The sequence below is a fragment of the Coleofasciculus sp. G2-EDA-02 genome (assembly GCF_040226375.1).
In the GTDB taxonomy this organism is placed as follows: Bacteria; Cyanobacteriota; Cyanobacteriia; order Cyanobacteriales; family Coleofasciculaceae; genus Coleofasciculus.
This window is the reverse complement of the sequence record NZ_JAVKEW010000025.1, coordinates 1-14,748: the sequence shown is the minus strand read 5'-3', so window position 1 is coordinate 14,748 and position 14,748 is coordinate 1. Positions and strand designations below refer to the sequence as shown.

Below are 14,748 nucleotides of genomic sequence, written 5' to 3'. Positions count from 1 at the left end.
GGGTTTGAGCGCTAAAACCCTCAAATATCGTACCCATGTAGCACTTGCAAAAATAGCGCGATCGCGCTATTTTTGCAATATGACAAGAGATCGGTTGAAACCCACGCTACATCAAGGTTTCAGCGATTGTACCCATGTAGGGCGGCTAAAAAATCGCGCAAAGCCGCACAGTGAGGCAGTTTCATTTTTTTTGCTGGGGGAACTTCAGTTTATCTGTAAACCATACCCCGCCGCCCCGGCTACAACTTCTCGCATCAGTTGTTCCGTCATCTGATACCCATGACTATCCTTCATAATTGCATCAGTTGTGGCATCTAATACGACAGATAGACCATTATAGGGAATATTCCACACCAATTTCTGCCAACGGGAAAGCAGTAAATTCTCAGAAAGCTGAATCGGAATATTGGCTTGCTCAAAGTCAGCCGCAATCTGACGCATTGTTGGGGTAATTCCTCGGGGTTGGTGGTTTTTGCTGTATGCGCCGAGCTGGATTTGACCATAATCAAGGTGATGAATTTGACCCAAACCAATTTTATTTGAACAGACAAAGCAGAGTCCCCCTAAAACTTCCACGGTTTCCCCAACTATGGCAGCAATTTCAGGTTCAATCCCTAAGCCATTTTGCAAGGTGAGAACTACGGTTCCAGGTTTGATAAGAGGCGGAAGCAGGTGAGGAAGGAGATGATTTTGGGTGGTTTTTAGGGCGATTAATACGACATCACTTGGGGGCATATCTTTGACATGGTTGTAGGCATTCACCTGGGGTAAGGTAAAGTCTCCGAAGGTTGACGAAATTGCCAAACCATGCTCTTTCACATAGTCATAATCGCGCCGGAGGAGAAAATGGACATCGAGTCCAGCTTTTTGCAAGCAAGCGCCGTAAAAACCTCCGATCGCGCCTGTGCCAATCACGGCGTAATCTCTTCCCATCGGCTGAATCCCTGGATAATAGTCTTTTGTCCTTGGTAAGGGTTTGAGTCCTGTTTACCCAATCTACCCTAAGTCTGGCATCCTGGGAATGTCTGGGGAAGCAAAGGCGCGATCGCACTTTCCTTTTCCCCTTCATCCCCTAACCCCAACTCCAATCCGCAACAGAAGAGGAAGCATCACTCCCCAGTCAGCTACCTTTGTTTCCACCACCCTCCTGATATAAATAAAACTTTTAATCTTCAAGCTGACGTTTTAATATGGATAGCTTACCGCTATCCGTTGTGTTAGCGGATTAATACTAAATCTTTTTGGATAGCCTGCCGACGAATTCAACTAACATTAGAAAGTGCAACGACGAACCTCGCTTAAGTCGGTGCTATTCTAGTCCTGAAGGGTTTCTATCCTAACGGTTAATCCCTGCTCCTTAAGCAAATCCAGAATCTGTTGGGCATTTTCGCGGCTACTAAATAATCCCACTTGCATCATCAATGTCCCATTGTAAGAAGTACGGAATGATCCAGGAATGAGCGATCGCACCAAGGTTTGTTGATCGTCAGTTTTGGCGGCGACTAATACCCGATAGCGCCCTCCCTGTAGGGTTTTTGGGGGCTGTTCCTGGGGAATAGCGGGTGGATTGTTGCTATTGAGTACGGGAACAGAATCCCGGCTGGGGAACTCTGGAGAATTAACCGTGACATCTCCTATTTCAGCTTCAGGTTCAGAGGCGGCTGGTGTGGATTTATCGGGTATCTCTGTCTGGGTTGGCGAGGGGACAGAAATATTGATGAGCTGGGGAACAGTTGCGGCTGTCGCTGGATTCGTGGGCTTCTCTTGAGACTGGAGACTAGAGGGAACCGGAAAAGACGCGGCGGAAATGGAATAGGTTGAGGGGGATAGGGCTGTTTGAGCCATGGCTGCGGGTTGAGTCTCGGTTAATTCTTTGGGATTCGCCGCCGATAGGGTTGTTCCGTTTGAGGGGAATGTGGTGGGGAGTATTTCTAACTGGGAGATACTCCTATCGGGTTCAACGATGGGGGAAACCTGTTCAGGAGTTGGGGAAGGATTCGCCGTGGTTTCAACGGGTTGAGGTTCCGATTCCGTTTCTGGAATACTCGGAGTTGGGGAAGGATTCGCCGTGGTTTCAACGGGTTCAGATACCGATTCAGTTTCTGGAATACTCGGAGTTGTGGGGGATTCAGCTAGGGTTGAGGCAAGGTTGCGACTCAATTCCAAGCTAGGGTTATCCCGATCAATAAACACATTTTCCCGCACATCTGCCTGTAATGTCCCCGCCACGAGAATACCCTCGCCACCATTGTTATAAAAGTAATTGCTGCGAATGGTTGGCGCACTATTTCCCTTCACCACAATTGCGGCGCTGGTATTTTCTGTAAAGGTATTATCCACCACCATCGGTGAACTTGATTCAATCCATAACCCATACCCTTGAGGATTGGGATTAGTAATCGTCACCCCGGTTACTGTAGCGGGGTTAGCTGCCAGAATAGTAATATTCTGCTGGGATGGGGTGGGACTCTCAAATAAACCTCCCCCTTGGATAATAATATTCTCCCCTCTAGTTCGGGGATTCCCTTGCAACGTGACGCCGGGGGGCAAAATTAAGGGAAAGGTTTCGCCAGTTTGGGCACTATAGATACCGGGCGCTAATCTAATCACCGTATCCGGTTGAGCCACTTGTAAAGCTTTGGCAATGGTTTTGAACGGGGAATCCATATTACCATTACCATTAATATCATCCCCAGTCATGGGGTTGACCAACAACAGTGGGGTGTCTTGCTGATTCTGGGCAACAAGTCCCTGGGGAATCAAGGTTAACTGTGCCATAGCTTGGGGCAAACCCAGAGGAGTCAGGGTGATGCAGCCGAGAGAAACCACAGCAAGGGCACCGAACCCACACCGGACTAAGTGTGGGTGGCGAAACTGTTTAATTGGGTAGGGCTTAATCATTTCCGGCGCTGTGAATCTCAACCTCATGTTTTGAGTTTACTGTACTTAGTTGCATTAGAATAACGAATCAACAACAGTTCTACAATTATGGAAAATTTCCAACACTTATGAACCACATCATACTCGGTCAAGAAATAAAAGCCGTCACCCTGTTAGGATAAGAAATAACGTGGAGCAGTTGGCGATGAGCGGGTACAACGGTTGGATGGGTCAAGAACCAGCAGTTTGCCGGATTTTAGATGCGAATTTAGACCGAGCCAGAGAAGGCTTACGGATTATCGAAGAGTGGTGTCGCTTTGGTCTAAATAGCGTGCAGATGGCAAGTGAATGCAAACAGATGCGCCAAGAACTTGCCCGTTGGCATAGTCAAGAGATTCGCGCCGAGCGGGATACGCCTGGTGATCTAGGGACGGAACTGTCTCATCCCCAGGAAGAAAAACGTGCCAATATCCAACAAGTTTTGCAAGCCAACCTCTGTCGGGTTCAGGAAGCCTTACGGGTACTAGAGGAATATGGTAAACTGTATAGTCCCAGTATGGGAGCCGCTTGCAAACAAATGCGCTATCGGGTCTATACCCTAGAGAGTCAGTTGCTCATCTACCACCGCTATCAACTGCTGAAGCGATCGCAGCTTTATTTAGTCACCTTACCCTCAGACCAACTCTTACCCACGGTAGAAGCGGCGCTACAAGGGGGAGTGACGTTAGTTCAGTATCGGGAAAAGGGGGCTGAAGATTTGGTCAGACTCGCTCAAGCCCAGAAACTGCGCCAGATGTGCCACCATTACGGGGCATTGTTTATTATGAACGATCGCGTGGATTTGGCTCTGGCGATTGATGCCGATGGCGTTCATTTAGGACAGCAGGATATGCCCATTGCTGTAGCGAGAAAACTCCTCGGACCCCATCGGATTATTGGTCGCTCTACCACAAATTCGGACGAAATGCAACGGGCAATTACAGAAGGCGCCGATTACATTGGCGTAGGACCTGTATATGAAACCCCCACCAAAGTCGGCAAAGCGGCGGCGGGTTTAGACTATGTGCAGTACGCGGCACAAAAGGCATCAATTCCCTGGTTTGCCATCGGTGGCATTGATCCGAATAATATTCATGAGGTCTTAGGAGCGGGAGCAAAAAGAGTCGCGATCGTGCGGGCGATCATGCAAGCGGAACAACCGACATTGGTTACCCAGTATTTCCTCTCTCAACTCACCAAAGAACAAAACCTGCGTCGTATTGAAGCGGGTACTCCTCAATTATGACCAACACTCGCGATCAAATTACTCTACAAGTGAATGGTGAATCCCGTACCTGTGCGGCTGACACCAAATTGCCTCAGCTTTTGGAACAGCTTGACCTAAATCCGCGCTTAGTGGCGGTTGAGTACAATGGTGAGATTCTCCACCGCCAGTTTTGGTCAACGACTCAGATTAAGGAAGGGGATCAGCTAGAAGTGGTGACGATTGTCGGTGGTGGGTAGGGGAGCTGGGGGAGCTGGGGGGTGTAGAGACGTAGCATGCTACGTCTCTACACTATCCTGTTTCCTGTTCCCTGACAAATGAAGAATCGGTAATCTCGACTCTTAGGATGTTTGAGCTAATGAAAGAGAACGATACAGTGGAAGTGTAGTCAGTAATACCCACCCAGCTTGAGGTGATTCGTCTTGCTTAGTTTAGATTCAGGAGTGGGAAGAGACTGCACATGGCTAATGTCAGCCGTGGGAAACTCACCTCAGTTGGGATAGTCTTAATTAACCTATGCGTAACCATCCTTTTTCAAAGCTCAAACCCCTTTTAAAGTCTCTGCTCGTTTTTGGTCTCATTTTTACCTTAGTCCTGGGGAATGCCAGTGACGCCTTAGCTGCTCGCAGTGGTGGTAGAATTGGTGGCGGTTCCTTCCGCGCTCCCAGTCGTACCTATTCTCGCCCTGGTGGGGGATATCGCGCTCCCGGTGGCGGTTATGGATATGGTGGGGGAGGAATTGGTTTTCCCTTCCTCTTACCCTTCTTCGGCTTCGGTGGTATGGGTAGTCTGTTTGGGATTCTGATCTTCTTTGCGATCGCGAATTTCTTGGTGCAGTCTTTCCGTCGTCTGGGTGAAGGGGGCGCAAATGATATCCCTAATACAATCAATCCCAAGGTTTCCGTGGGACGCTTGCAAGTGGGTTTACTTGCCAGTGCGCGTAATCTTCAGCAGGAACTTGACGAGTTAGCTCAACAAGCTGATACCGATTCACCTCAAGGACGAGCGCAAGTGCTGCAAGAGTCTACTTTAGCCTTACTACGCCATCCTGAATACTGGGTGTATGGTGCAGCGCAATCCCAACAAATTGCTTTAGACGCCGCCGAAGCCCGGTTTAATCAGCTCTCTTTAGCAGAACGCAGTAAATTTGCCGAAGAAACCTTATCTAATTATGAGGGTCAACTGCGCCAAGGGACTGCCAAAGCGGTTGAAGGGAATGGAGCCTTGGTTGAATCTCAAGCTCCCGGTGAATACATTATCGTCACCCTTTTAGCCGGCGTACAAGGGAAGCTGGAATTACCCACCATCAATAGTTCTGATGACTTGCGTCAAGCCTTGCGTCAGATAGGTGGTGTGTCAAGCGAGCGCTTATTGGCAATTGAAGTCCTCTGGACACCCCAAGCCGAAGGCGATACATTAACCTCAGATGATGTATTAGCGGAATATCCTGATCTGAAACTGGTTTAACTCCCCCGCGATCGCACGCCAAAGATGTAGGGGCGGGTTTAGGGGAAGATGTAGGGGCGGGTTTAGGGATTCAATGAGTAAACCAACCTCACACTCAACAACGAAACCCGCCCTACTCTCAACCGCTAAATTTGACCAATGATAAACTTATCACGGAAACCATTCGTCTCAGGGCGGTGATAAAACTTGGACAGCCGAGTTCGATAAAACCAAGTCAACTAACTGGTCAATTAAACGGTCTTGTTCTATTGACAAAATTGACTTTCCTTGCATAACTTCTTGAAAAAGTATAAAGGAAGACATAGAACTCAAAAAAATATAAGCAGTCAACTCCGGATCACGAATTTGCCAGTCCGGATGGGACTCAAAATACTGCTTCAGACTATGACTTTCTTCCCCAATAACTTGGCGGATAAACAATTGTGCCAAGTGAGGAAAATGACCAGATTCAGCAATCAATAAACGTAGAAACGCCCCGTACTCTGGATTATTCATTTTCAATAGAAATGCCTCTGCCAGTCTGCGTAACCCTATTGCTGGCTCATCAGACAGTTCAGACTGAAACTCTGGCTGAAACTGCTCATCAATGAACTGTTCCACCAATTCGATAAACAATCCTTCTTTGGAGTGAAAATGATTGTAAATGGTATGCTTAGATACGTCTGCCTCGGTGGCTATCTGATCCATACTTGTTTCCCTGTAGCCATGCTGGATAAAAAGTTGCATAGCGGCTTGGGCAATTTGCTCACGTTTAGATGGTTTCATAAATAATTATGGAATGGTTCATTTGATACTCAGTGGCGTTTTGCAGCCCAAACGTCCCCTCCTAAAGGTAGAAGGAGGGATCAGGTTTGTCATTTAGGACTGAGTAATAGTTCAACTGATCATCGAGGATCTAACGTTTCCTCATCCCCGATTTCCAATCCTCTTTGAAAGCAGTAACAAATGGACAGGGTAAAGGAGCAAGATGGAAAGGAAGCCTGTTTTACCTTCACCCTTTGCAAAAAAAAATTAACCGTTACCGCTAAAATTGCAACCTGGTATGAGAGACTGGACTCATGACACCCTTTACTAATATAGTATGCGAAATTTCGATGTTGTCGTAGTTGGCGCAGGTCCAGCCGGGGGACAATGTGCTAGGTGGTTAGCTAAATCCGGTTATCATGTTTTGTTGGTCGAGCAGCATGAAACCTTTGAAAAAAATGATTTTTCGAGTGCGGCTACGCCATTAGAAACCTTAGAAAAATTTGACTTGCCTGAGGATGTTGTCGGTAGTTTTTGGCAGAATTTGGTGATTGTTACCACTAATTTAACCCAAAATTGGGATTCTCCGCAAACCTTAGGGGCTGTCTTAAATTTCGCTAAGTTGAGAAAATTCCTGGCTGATGAAGTTAAATCTTGTGGCGGTGACGTTTGGCTGGGATATCGATATATAAAATATGCCCAAAAACAGGGCGAGACGTTGGTTGAACTGAAGCCGCCAGGGGGTGAACCCATTACTGTCACCACCCAGGTGCTGGTGGATGCGACAGGACCAGCTAGAGCAGTCATGTATAGGAAAGAAAGCGAGAAACCTGCGTTCCTAAAGCCGTCTGGGATTGAATATTTAATTGAAGTCTCAGACAATGAGTATGAGAAGTATGCTAATTCTCTCTGGTTTTTCTTGGGGCATAAATGGATGCCAAAAGGCTATTCTTGGATATTTCCGATGGAGAAGCCTCGGTTAAAGGTGGGGGCGGCATCCTATCGGTTGGATCACAAACTTATTAAGCAGACGGAATCGATTCGATATTATATTGATTTACTGATTCACGAGTATATACAAGCCAAAGACTATAAAATTATCGATATTCATGGGTCAACCCTACATTATTCCAGCGGACTTCAGGATATTTACTATCGCGATAACATTATTGCCATTGGGGATGCTGTATCAATGGTAAACCTTTTGGGCGGTGAAGGCATTCGACATGCCATGGATTGTGCCGAAATAGCTGGTAAGCATATTCAGAAGTATTTAAAGGCTGAATATGCCAGTTTTCAGGATTATCAAAAAGAAATATATCAGAAATTTTCCCGGAGCTGGAATCTGTCAGAAAAGATTGGCATGAAACGCTATTTAATTGAAAGCGACCAAAAAATTGATGAAGGTGTATCTTATCTGGCACCTCTAGAGACTCAAGAGATGATGGATATCCTGTTTTACTATAAATTTGAGAAACTCTCCAAGAGCTTAATCGTTTACCTGATGCGAAAAATTAGATCATGGTGGAAAGCTAAAGGGTAAGGACAAATGACAAAAGACCAAAGCAGGTTAAACTATACTCAGTTTCCCTGGTTCGTTAACTCCCTTAGTAACTATGCCCAACAATCCGGTGTATCCCATCGTTTGGCGCGACGATCGCGTGCTACTGATTGATCAAACCCGTTTACCCCAAAACTATGCCGTCGTTGAAATTAAGTGCTGTGAGGATATGGCACGGGCAATTAGAACCATGATAGTCCGAGGGGCGCCGGCGATTGGTGTGGCGGCGGCTTACGGGATGTACTTGGGGGCGCGAGACATTAAAACAGGCGATCGCGAGACGTTTTTAACTGAACTCGAAGAGGTTGCCAAACTCCTGCGTCAAACTCGCCCAACAGCGGTGAATCTATTTTGGGCGATCGCGCGGATGTTGAAAACTGCCCATGAAACCATTGGTTCAGTGGATCACTTAAAAACCGCACTCCTGGAAACCGCCCAAGGGATTCAGGTTGAAGATTTACAGATCTGTAACGCGATCGGGGATCATGGGTTGACGGCGATGCCCGCGACTCCAGAAAAATTATGTATTCTTACCTATTGTAATGCTGGTTCCCTAGCCACAGCCGGCTACGGTACCGCCTTGGGGGTGGTGCGTTCAACCTGGCGCGAGAAGCGGTTAGCCAGAATCTATGCTTGTGAAACTCGTCCCCGGTTGCAAGGGGCAAAACTGACGGCTTGGGAATGTGTGCAAGAAGGAATCCCAGTAACGTTGATTACCGATAATATGGCAGCCCATTGTATGAATCGGGGATTGATTGATGCCGTGGTGGTGGGTGCAGACAGAATTGCGGCAAATGGGGATACGGCGAATAAAATTGGCACCTATAGTGTGGCATTACTCGCCAAAGCCCATAATATTCCTTTCTTTGTCGCCGCACCCCTATCTACAGTTGATTTTGAGTTACCCACAGGCGATTTAATTCCAATTGAAGAACGCCATCCCTCGGAAATTTATCAAGTTGGTGAGACGGTGATTTGTCCCACGGGTGTGGAGTTTTATAATCCGGCGTTTGATGTCACGCCAGCGAAGTTAATTTCAGCCATTATTACCGAAAAAGGAGCGATGCGTCCAGAGGAATTGCAGCAGTTTCGCGTGAAGCAGTTGGCTTAATCGTTGGGTTGACAGCTTACCCTACCTAAAATTACCTTGTTTGCCAGAAAAAGCCATGAATGTCTCCCTTTTAGACAAGCAACCCAAACCACCCCTAGCCGAAAAACTGGTGACTTTGCACGATATTACCTGGGAACAGTTCAAGGCTATCGAAACCCAATTGCAGAATAATCAAGGTGTCAGACTGACTTACTTAGCCGGGGTAATGGAAATCATGTCTCCGATTGGGGCATTTCATGAGAATATAAAAAGCACTTTTAGCTTGCTGTTAGAAGCTTACATGAGAGAAAAGGGCATCCGATTTTACAGGCGTGGTGGATTTACGCTAGAATCGCCAGGATATGCCTCCGGTACACCGGATGAATCTTATTGCATTGGTAGCAATAAGGAAACGCCTGATATTGTTATCGAAATTATTGTTACCAGTGGAACTATCGACAGACGGGATTTGTATAAACCCAGAAGAGTCCCTGAAGTCTGGTTCTGGAAATCTGATCAGATGAGAATATTCTCTCTGGGCGCTTCTGGGGAGTACGAAGAGGTGAATCGTAGTCAATTTTTCCCCGATTTGGATAAGGCGCTGTTGTTGCGCTACATTGCGTATCCTGATCAGTACGATGCGGTGAACGAATTTATTCAAGCAATCCGCACTCGTTAAAGTGGCAACATACGAAAAACCTCAGCGCTTTCTGTGAAAGGCTGAGGACAAGTATCAGGGTGTATGCTTTTCTCCTTCAGGCAGAGTTTTTTGGTTGATGACTGCATCTGGAGTCTTGCTACTTTTATATTGGCTCATAAGCTAGACGATATTCTAGATCAGTTCTGACGCAGTTTTATTCTGATCCAAAACTGATCTTGACAAAATAGCTATTCGTCATTCGTTCTACTTGCTCCCTTGAGAAGCACGCTACATCCTTTGTCTCAAATCTAAACGACCAGAGGGCGGGTTTTGTTGATAAGTTATCGGTATACCCGTCAATTAAACGGCTAAACCCGCCCCTACAATAGGATATGATGTTTGCTCTTCTACCTTCAATTACACTGGGGAACGGGGGTAAAATCTTCCTGGCTGGGGGCAAAATTAATGGTTCCTGTATTATTTTGAGGGAGATTATCGAGATTAACGACCTCGAATGTGCCATCATTGCGCTGAAGCTGGAACTCTGTCGTACTGGTATTCTCAGTTAGGGCTAGGCAGAACGTGCGATCGCTATTGAGTACGGCATTAAATCCTGGGATAGCATTTTTATCCAAAATTGTCAACTCAACATCAGCAATCGTTTGAGCATTGCCATTCCCTTGCAAAAAGATACCTTGACCAACATTATCGGTAATCGTAGTATTCTTGATCCGATAATCCTGCACCGCGACAGCATTTCCCTGGACAAAAATACCCTGACCCCCATCAGTTCCACTGGTAGGAATTGTACCCCTAATTGTACTGGTTTCAATATCAAACTCTTGTCTGCTATTATTATTTGCGGATATAAAAATCCCCTGCCCAGTGCTATTACTAATCTGAACATTGCTAATCTGAAACCGTTGCTGAGATTGCTGTTCTAGATTCTCTTCATCCCCATTCGCCGCGACAAAAATACCTTGACCCTGACTATCACTAATTTGGACATTATCAATCGTGAATTCTTGTTGAGCGATACTATTAGCTTGGACAAAAACAGCTTGACCCCCACTGTCTAGATCATTCAAGCTTGTGCCATCAATTGTACTATCTTTAATCTCAAATTTTTGAGAACCATTATTATTAGCACTCATAAAAATACCCTGACCTGTACTATCAGTAATCTGGGCATCTGTGATACCAAACTCTTGGCGCGACTGGACACTGAGGTCGTTTGCATCCCCATTCGTGGCAACAAAAATACCCTGTCCAGCATTATTAGTTATCGTGGGACTATTAATCTGGAACTCCTGGACTGCCAAACGGTTACCTTGCACAAAAATCCCCTGTCCGCCTTCGCCTTGGGCATCGAGTCCAACATTCCTAATCGTGCTGCTGTCGAGATTAAAGACTTGTTCACTGTTATTGTTTGCGGCAATAAAAATACCCTGACCTACGGTATCACTAACTTGAGTGTTATTGAGTTGAAACTCCTGTCTTGATTGGGCAGTTAAGTCATTTTCATCGCCATTAGTAGCAATTAAAATACCTTGTCCAGCGCTATTGGTAACTGTGGTACTGTTGAGGGTAAAGTCTTGAACCGCGACGCTATTTCCCTGAATAAAGACACCTTGACCCCCATCCCCATTACTGTCGAGGCGAGTCTGGTTAATTGTACTGGCATCAATATTAAAGGTTTGTTGACTGTTATTATTAGCCGCAATAAAAACCCCCTGTCCTGTACTTTCGTTAACGGTGGCATTGCTGAGGTTAAAATCTTGGACAGATTGCTGGGTTAGGTCATCTCCATTCCCATTTGCCGCGACAAAGATGCCTTGACCTGCACTTTCTGTAACCGTTAAGGTATCTAGGGTTAAGACTTGCTGGGCGCTGGCATTGGCTTGCATAAAAACACCTTGACCCCCATCCCCATTTGCATCGAGGACAGTGTTACTAATGCTTGTGTTCACAACCTCAAAAGTTTGGCGACTATTATTATTAGCAGCCAGATAAAATCCTTGACCAACACTATTACTAATTTGATTATTGGTTGCGGTTAATTGCTGTTGCACCTCGCCGGAGGCTTGAATAAAAACACCTTGAGCGCCACTATCACGAATTTGGTTACTATCGAGGGTGAGTTCTTGTTGAGTGGTTCCCGAAGCTTGAATAAAAATGCCCTGCTGACCCGTGTTTGTGATAACATTACGAGCAATTGCATTGGTTCCGGTGACATCGATTAAACTAATCCCTTGTCCTGTGGCGTTAGTGATGCGGTTATCTTGAATCGTGACATTATCAATATTTGCGCCTTGGATACCGTTGCCGGTGACATTCGCGATCGCAAACCCAGTCAAGGTGGTATTATTGCCTAGGGTCACCGTTCCCATAACCGTGGGAAACTGACCGCTTCCAGATAAAGGTAACTGCACCGTACCCAGTTGCTGAGTATCAATCCGTTGGACTGAACCTGCTGAGAGTACCGCTACCCTATCAGCTAGCTGAAAACCCTCCATCTGGGAAGTTGTACCCACCTGTACATAGACAATCTCATTAGCCCCAGCCACACTCAATGCATTCTGCACTGTACCAAAGGGCGTTTCAAACGTACCATTTCCCGTACTCATCCCCAAGGTGACATGCTGAAACTGCCAAGGTTGACCGGTTTGGGGGTTTATCGCCGCGACTTGTCCATTTTCCGTTTGTTCATCGACAATAATAGTTGCAATACGTCCCACCGATTCTCCCATACGCGCCAAAGAGTTAGCGGGTTCAACCCCACGGGGGCGGGTTCCGGGGAAGGTTGCGCCTAAACTAAGGACAATCCGAGTGTCAAAAATTTGGTCAGTTTGCACCGATAAGCCCAGATTCAGATAATCCGTGGGATGTGCTTCCAAGCGCCCTCGAATCCCAATAGTATTATCGGTTCCCTCCCCACCGTAATAATAAACCCCCGCATATCCCCGTAAATCTCCTTCCCCCAGTCGCAACAACCGTCCCCCCGCTTCAATATCAAATCCAGCCATCGCCGCTTCAAAGTGCTGGCGATGATTGAGGAGTAAATTATTCTGCCCAAATCCGCGCAGGGAGAACGACTCATCCACCTTTTGGCGGCGTTCACCGACTGGCAAATAAGCATTCACTCGCAAATCCCAATCCTCTCCTAGTCGTTCAAACCCCGCACCAATTTGGTGAAAGATGCTGTTTCCTGTATCACGGGTATCGTAGGAAAGGTAGCCTCCCAGAATCCGGTTTTGAGAGGAATTGTAGAACCGTTGTCCGAGGAGGATAGTGCCGCCCATCGTGGAGTCGGTTAACAGGTGTAATTGTCCCTCTAGAAAAGTTAGGGTACTTCCGGGATTCTGAGTAATCGGAACAAAGCCTTCCAGACTAAAAAATGAGTCTTGATAGCCTGCGCCTTCAGTGGTAAACTCACCGCCTATACGGGGTAAAACTCTCAAATCTGTGGCAGTTCCCTGAGTTGGTAAACGTGGCGCATCGATTTCAGACTCAGGCATTTGGGCGATGACAGGGGACGTTAACCCTCCAGAAAATAGTAATCCAACACAGAGGGCTTGAGCGGAGATTTTCATTAATTAGAGGGTGATTACAATCGTCACCCCCTTTTACAGGTATTGGGTTTGAGAATCCGGTAAAGGGGATTCTAGTTTGAAGTTCTGTTAAGTTACATTGCTAAAAAAAAATCCCCGAAAGGGGATTCGTCCAAGGGTGGGAAAAAGATTTCATCTATGTTTTTATTATGGATGCAATTTGCCGGAGTTGTGTGTAGCTGCGATGAAGTTTATATAATAAATCGATAAAGTTTCTGTAAAGTTAGGTCAGGTCGTTGGTCATGCCTCCTTTGTCCGTTGTTATTGATCCCAACTCCCTATCCCTTTTGATTGATCAAAATGGTACCATCTTGAAATGGAAAATCCCGTTCTCGATCCACTGAGAACGGGATAAGGAGTGAGATACACTAATTGCAACTTGGGAGTAAGCGATGTATATCGTCTTAACTAGTAGCATAACTGCTCCACAGAGGCTTTTGGGATAAGCGTTGATGAAGAATGGCTGGATTTATGTGAAAATTCTATGAATCATCTATGATAGCGCGATCGCACTTTAAACTGAAGTTTCCCCGGTGCCGATGCGGTAACTTCTAGCGCTAAAGAGTGACATTGCATCCAATTTGGGTAGGGGCGCAAGGCTTGCGCCCTCTAAGGTTGCGGTTCTAGCCGATAATTTGATGGGCGTATGCCAGGAAGCCCCTACAGTCATGTTGTTGTGTAATGTGGGCAGGATTGAGGCGCGATCGCACTCTCCACCCCAAAAAGCGCGATCGCACACCGTCTCTTAGTCTTACTCTATCGCTGTTGCTGTCTAGTCTTGAGACACCGGATGTACTGATACCGCCTCAATCAATATCGTCGGGTAAGTCGTCGATTGACATTCCCGCTTGTTCTAGGAGTTCCTTAAGGCGTTTAACCTGACTCACAGAAAACCTAATTTTGTGTTGCCCCCGTTCGTGGCGGCTGATTGTATTCGCTGCCATTCCTAGTGCTTTCCCGAATTCCTCTTGGGTCAAACTCAAGCGTAGGCGAATTTCTTTTAAGCTTGGCACATTGGGGTTGATATTTTGATTTCTATCGTTTACCATCTTAAGTGACTCTACAACTTGTAGAGTTAAACAACATAAGCATGGATGGGGAAACTTCCTGGAGGTAGTTTTCCTGTTTCGTTTCTCCTTCCTCACTCTATGAAGCGTATAGCAAACTTGGTTTTCTACAAAGTGTAGGGATCAAGACAGCGCCAGACGCTGAAAGTTCATGCTGCAACAGGTGATGCGGCTAGCTTGAGGGGGCTTTGAGTCCATTTCAATGGACTTGAGCTATGAGCCGTGGAATTGATTCCACGGCGGGGTTGGGCTAGCTACTTTTAAGCCTTGCCTGAAATAACGGGCGATCGCTATTCCTCTAATCGTTAAATCAATGGACATTTCTTTCCTTTGTGGACATAAGTATAACCGTCAGCTTTCCAGATTGGCTCGAAATACTTCCAGTTGATGCTTTGCAGTTTCCCTTTTGCTGTAGTCAAGTCAA

10 protein-coding genes and 1 pseudogene are annotated in these 14,748 nt (G+C 46.3%); 6 read left to right on the top strand and 5 right to left on the bottom strand.

Translation table 11 applies throughout. The features are described 5' to 3' along the window. Positions 1 to 219 precede the first annotated feature (219 nt). Positions 220 to 933, bottom strand: a pseudogene (locus RLO19_RS02915) (2-dehydropantoate 2-reductase); the annotation flags it as partial. 381 nt (positions 934 to 1,314) lie between these two features. Beyond that, positions 1,315 to 2,901 carry a DUF1565 domain-containing protein gene (locus RLO19_RS02910; protein ID WP_446353684.1) on the bottom strand — a complete coding sequence of 529 codons (1,587 nt, stop codon included), beginning with the start codon at positions 2,899 to 2,901 and terminating at the stop codon, positions 1,315 to 1,317. Between the two features lie 184 nt (positions 2,902 to 3,085). On the opposite strand from RLO19_RS02910, the gene RLO19_RS02905 reads away from it, so the two are divergent. The 3 genes from RLO19_RS02905 to RLO19_RS02895 all read left to right on the top strand — a co-directional run bounded on the left by RLO19_RS02905 (position 3,086) and on the right by RLO19_RS02895 (position 5,611). Beyond that, positions 3,086 to 4,165: a thiamine phosphate synthase gene (locus RLO19_RS02905; protein ID WP_446353683.1), complete on the top strand. Its 1,080-nt coding sequence runs from the start codon at positions 3,086 to 3,088 to the stop codon at positions 4,163 to 4,165. Next, the gene (gene thiS, locus RLO19_RS02900; RefSeq protein WP_446353681.1) at positions 4,162 to 4,383 is read left to right on the top strand and encodes a sulfur carrier protein ThiS; all 222 of its coding nucleotides are present in this window, start codon (positions 4,162 to 4,164) and stop codon (positions 4,381 to 4,383) included. The genes RLO19_RS02905 and thiS overlap by 4 nt, the downstream gene beginning before the upstream one ends. Before the next feature lie 277 nt (positions 4,384 to 4,660). Next, complete coding sequence (locus tag RLO19_RS02895; protein WP_446353679.1) at positions 4,661 to 5,611, top strand: DUF1517 domain-containing protein; 951 nt, start codon at positions 4,661 to 4,663, stop codon at positions 5,609 to 5,611. A 168-nt stretch (positions 5,612 to 5,779) separates the two neighbouring features. On the opposite strand, the gene RLO19_RS02890 is transcribed toward RLO19_RS02895, so the two are convergent. Then, positions 5,780 to 6,376: a TetR/AcrR family transcriptional regulator gene (locus RLO19_RS02890; protein ID WP_446353678.1), complete on the bottom strand. Its 597-nt coding sequence runs from the start codon at positions 6,374 to 6,376 to the stop codon at positions 5,780 to 5,782. A gap of 316 nt (positions 6,377 to 6,692) precedes the next feature. On the opposite strand from RLO19_RS02890, the gene RLO19_RS02885 reads away from it, so the two are divergent. The 3 genes from RLO19_RS02885 to RLO19_RS02875 all read left to right on the top strand — a co-directional run bounded on the left by RLO19_RS02885 (position 6,693) and on the right by RLO19_RS02875 (position 9,685). After that, positions 6,693 to 7,898: an NAD(P)/FAD-dependent oxidoreductase gene (locus tag RLO19_RS02885; protein WP_446353676.1), complete on the top strand. Its 1,206-nt coding sequence runs from the start codon at positions 6,693 to 6,695 to the stop codon at positions 7,896 to 7,898. 73 nt (positions 7,899 to 7,971) lie between these two features. After that, entirely contained in the window at positions 7,972 to 9,027 is a 1,056-nt protein-coding gene (mtnA, locus tag RLO19_RS02880; RefSeq protein WP_446353674.1) for an S-methyl-5-thioribose-1-phosphate isomerase, read from the top strand. Between the two features lie 55 nt (positions 9,028 to 9,082). After that, on the top strand, positions 9,083 to 9,685 hold the full coding sequence (locus tag RLO19_RS02875; protein WP_446353672.1) for a Uma2 family endonuclease: 603 nt from the start codon (positions 9,083 to 9,085) through the stop codon (positions 9,683 to 9,685). 374 nt (positions 9,686 to 10,059) lie between these two features. Here RLO19_RS02875 and RLO19_RS02870 read toward each other — a convergent pair whose 3' ends face one another. Together RLO19_RS02870 and RLO19_RS02865 are read right to left on the bottom strand one after the other, a co-directional pair. Further along, positions 10,060 to 13,239, bottom strand: a complete 3,180-nt coding sequence (locus RLO19_RS02870; RefSeq protein ID WP_446353671.1) for a right-handed parallel beta-helix repeat-containing protein — start codon at positions 13,237 to 13,239, stop codon at positions 10,060 to 10,062. Between the two features lie 824 nt (positions 13,240 to 14,063). After that, complete coding sequence (locus RLO19_RS02865) at positions 14,064 to 14,306, bottom strand: helix-turn-helix domain-containing protein (RefSeq protein WP_446335819.1); 243 nt, start codon at positions 14,304 to 14,306, stop codon at positions 14,064 to 14,066. Positions 14,307 to 14,748 lie beyond the last annotated feature (442 nt).